This window comes from Collimonas fungivorans, from assembly GCF_028292705.1.
Classification (GTDB): domain Bacteria; phylum Pseudomonadota; class Gammaproteobacteria; order Burkholderiales; family Burkholderiaceae_D; genus Collimonas; species Collimonas fungivorans_B.
Map to the genome: position 1 here is coordinate 1 of NZ_JAQGLV010000014.1, position 2,888 is coordinate 2,888.

Here is a 2,888-nt window from a genome sequence, read left to right on the forward strand (position 1 = left end):
CGGCGGCAGCAAGGTCATCTACAGCACGGAAATCACCGGGCCGGCTGCGGCGGATTTCGGGCCGATGGTGACCGCGGATTTTCCGGACGTGCTAAGCGCGCTGAAAAATATCGCTGAGCTCAGCTGACAGCCAAGGCGAGCAGCTTGGTGACCGTGTTGATGTTGCGCACGGTGGCGATGCCGGTCGACAGCGGCAGTTTCAACTTTGATTTACCCATGCCTTCGGGATAGTGGATATAGATTTCTTTCTTCCCTGGCCGGACCTCTTCGGCGCCGGGGATGCGCAGCAGGTCAAGCCAGCCCTTGGGCAGGCTGCCATTGCAAAAAACCACAGCGACTTTCGACGGTTCCGCATCCGGGAAGGGATTGGCTTTCAATATGGCGCCCAGTTCTGCCGCGGTGCGCAGCAAGATATCGACTGGTTTCCCCATCTTTTTGGCGAGCGCCTGCGCCAGTTCCTGGCCGACGGCGTCTTTGCCCAGCGCGCTGTCGAAGACCACGTTGCCGCTTTGGATATAGGTGCGGACCTGGCCGAAGCCGAGTCCGCTGCACAGCGCCGCCAGTTCTTTCATCGGCAAGACGCCGGTGCCGCCGACATTCACTGCGCGCAGCAGTGCGACATAAACTGTCATGGCCGTCCTCCTTTCAATAGAGGGAGGCCTTGACCCGCGCCGGCAATTCGCGGTCGTAGGCCTCGGCATCGAAAGTGCCGCTGCCCAGGCGCTTCAGCATGGCGCCTGGGCTCGGAAAACTGCTCCGTTCGATCTGCCCGGCAGGGTCCCAGAGTTTTGAGCGCACCAGCGCTTTTGAACAATGGAAGTAGGTCGCTTCCACCTTGACGATGATGACGGTGCGCGGCAACTTGCCATCCACCGCAAATTGCTCGAGCAGGGCCGGCTCCGCGGAAATCTCGGCGCGGCCGTTGACGCGCAGGGTTTCGCCGATGCCGGGCACGATGAAAAGCAGGGCGATGCGCGGGGCCGCGATGAGGTTGCGCAGGGTATCGATACGGTTGTTGCCGGGACGGTCGGGTACCGCCAGCGTGCGTTCGTCGAGGATCCTGACGAAACCCGGGGCATCGCCCTTGGGCGAGCAGTCCATGCCTTCCGGGCCGTGGGAAGCGAACACCACAAATGGCGAGGCTTTGACAAAGGCCTGGTAATCCTGATTCAGGTAATCGATTTCCTTCCACAACGACCGCTCATGCGGCTTGCCGTAGATTTCCTCCAGCTGCTCGACGGTGGTAAGCATATCTGTCCCCGGACATTGATTGGTTTGCTGGAGATTTTACCGGAAACCACTGTCTTTGCCGTCCTTCACGACTGGAACTGCAGGGCCGAGGCGCTTGCCTGCGCGCTGATCCAGGCGCAGGCGTCTTGGACGTCGGCGCGCCGGGCTTCCGGATACACCAGGTAGAAGGCATAGTTGCTGAGCACCGGACCGAAAGGCTGCTGCAGCACGCCGCTTTGCAATTCGGGCTCAATCAGGGCGGTGCTTAACAGCGCCACGCCTTGTCCGGCGATCGCCGCCGAGATGGCGTGGCTTTCGTCCGAAAATACGATGCCGCCGTGGCTGTCCAGGTCGCTGAACTTGGCGCGCTGCGCCCAGGCGCGCCAGGTCGACGCCTTGCGCAGCGTGCTTTGCCATTCGCAATGGATCAAGGTGTGCTTGAGCAGGTCCCTGGGTTTCTTCACTTTGAGCAAAGGGCTGCACACCGGCGCGATGCGGTCGTCGAACAGTTTTTCCGCCGCCAGTCCCGGCCATGATCCGAGCCCATAGCGGATCGCGATATCCGCGGTATGGCCGTCCAGCGGCGCGATTTCCACCGAGGTATGGATGCGCAGGTCCTGTTTCGGATAAGCGCTCCGGAAAGCGCCCAGCCGCGGCAGCAGCCAGCGCGCGGCAAACGCCGGCGTGGTGGAAATGGTGAGCATGCGCGCTGCATCGCGCAGCTGGATGCGGTTGACGGCAGCCGCAAACAAGTCGAAGCCTTCGCGCAGCGCTACATACAATTCCGAGCCGGCCGTCGTCAGGCGCAACTGCCTGGGCAGGCGCTGGAACACGGCGACGCCGAGGCTGTCTTCGAGGCGCCGGATCTGGTGGCTCACCGCGGTCGGCGTCACCGAAAGTTCTGCCGCGGCGGACTTGATGCTCAGGTGCCGCGCCGCGGCCTCGAATGCTTTCAGGGCGGCGAGCGGAGGCAGGCGGCGCGCGGTCTGGTTATCCATATGGATGAGTTTTATTTTCTATTATTAAGAAAAACTTGTCGTTTGTCGAGGAACTGCAGGGAGATTACAGTTTATCCGGAAACTGATGCATGAATCTAATTCACAAAGGATAACTGAAATGACTACCTTGCTACACCTTGACGCCAGCGCACGCGGCGGACATTCCGACCGGCAGCCGCATGGCTCCCATACACGCAGGCTGACGCACCGCTTCGTCCAGCAATGGCTGCAGCAGCGGCCGGGCGACCAGGTCAGCGTGCGCGACGTCGGCCTCAATCCACCGTCGCCGGTGAGCGGCGAATGGATACACGCCGCGTTTACCGCGCCCGCCTCGCGCGCAGACTGGATGCGCCAGGCGCTGGCGGAAAGCGATACGCTGGTCGATGAAATCCTGGCGGCCGATATCCTGGTGCTGGGCGTGCCCATGTACAACTTCAACGTGCCGGCGCAATTCAAATCCTGGATCGACAATATCGTCAGGGTGGGGTGCACCTTCGGTTTTGACCGGCAGCGCCAGGGCGAGCCTTACTGGCCCATGCTGCGGGACGCCGGCAAGCGTGCGGTGGTGCTGTCGTCGAGAGGCGACCACGGCTATGGGGCAGGGCAGCGGATCGCCGCCATGAACCATGTCGAGCCCAGCATCCGCAGCGCCCTGTCTTA

4 protein-coding genes are annotated in these 2,888 nt (G+C 62.1%); 1 reads left to right on the plus strand and 3 read right to left on the minus strand.

From position 1 onward, the window contains the following. Positions 1-119: 119 nt before the first annotated feature. The 3 genes from JWQ61_RS00560 to gcvA all read right to left on the minus strand — a co-directional run bounded on the left by JWQ61_RS00560 (position 120) and on the right by gcvA (position 2,228). Positions 120-632 carry a DUF1697 domain-containing protein gene (locus tag JWQ61_RS00560; RefSeq protein ID WP_304358791.1) on the minus strand — a complete coding sequence of 171 codons (513 nt, stop codon included), beginning with the start codon at positions 630-632 and terminating at the stop codon, positions 120-122. Positions 633-645: 13 nt separating this feature from the next. Then, on the minus strand, positions 646-1,251 hold the full coding sequence (locus JWQ61_RS00565) for a pyridoxamine 5'-phosphate oxidase family protein (RefSeq protein WP_304358792.1): 606 nt from the start codon (positions 1,249-1,251) through the stop codon (positions 646-648). Positions 1,252-1,316: 65 nt separating this feature from the next. Continuing rightward, positions 1,317-2,228, minus strand: coding sequence for a transcriptional regulator GcvA (gcvA, locus tag JWQ61_RS00570; RefSeq protein ID WP_304358793.1), 912 nt, complete (start codon positions 2,226-2,228; stop codon positions 1,317-1,319). Between the two features lie 118 nt (positions 2,229-2,346). On the opposite strand from gcvA, the gene JWQ61_RS00575 reads away from it, so the two are divergent. After that, positions 2,347-2,888 (plus strand): FMN-dependent NADH-azoreductase (locus tag JWQ61_RS00575; RefSeq protein ID WP_304358794.1); only part of this gene is annotated, 542 nt, incomplete at its 3' end.

Excerpts from the sequence above, each read along its gene's own strand:
- gcvA (WP_304358793.1), bottom strand. The coding sequence starts at position 2,228 with ATGGATAACCAGACCGCGCGCCGCCTGCCTCCGCTCGCCGCCCTGAAA.
- JWQ61_RS00565 (WP_304358792.1), bottom strand. The coding sequence starts at position 1,251 with ATGCTTACCACCGTCGAGCAGCTGGAGGAAATCTACGGCAAGCCGCAT.
- JWQ61_RS00560 (WP_304358791.1), bottom strand. The coding sequence starts at position 632 with ATGACAGTTTATGTCGCACTGCTGCGCGCAGTGAATGTCGGCGGCACC.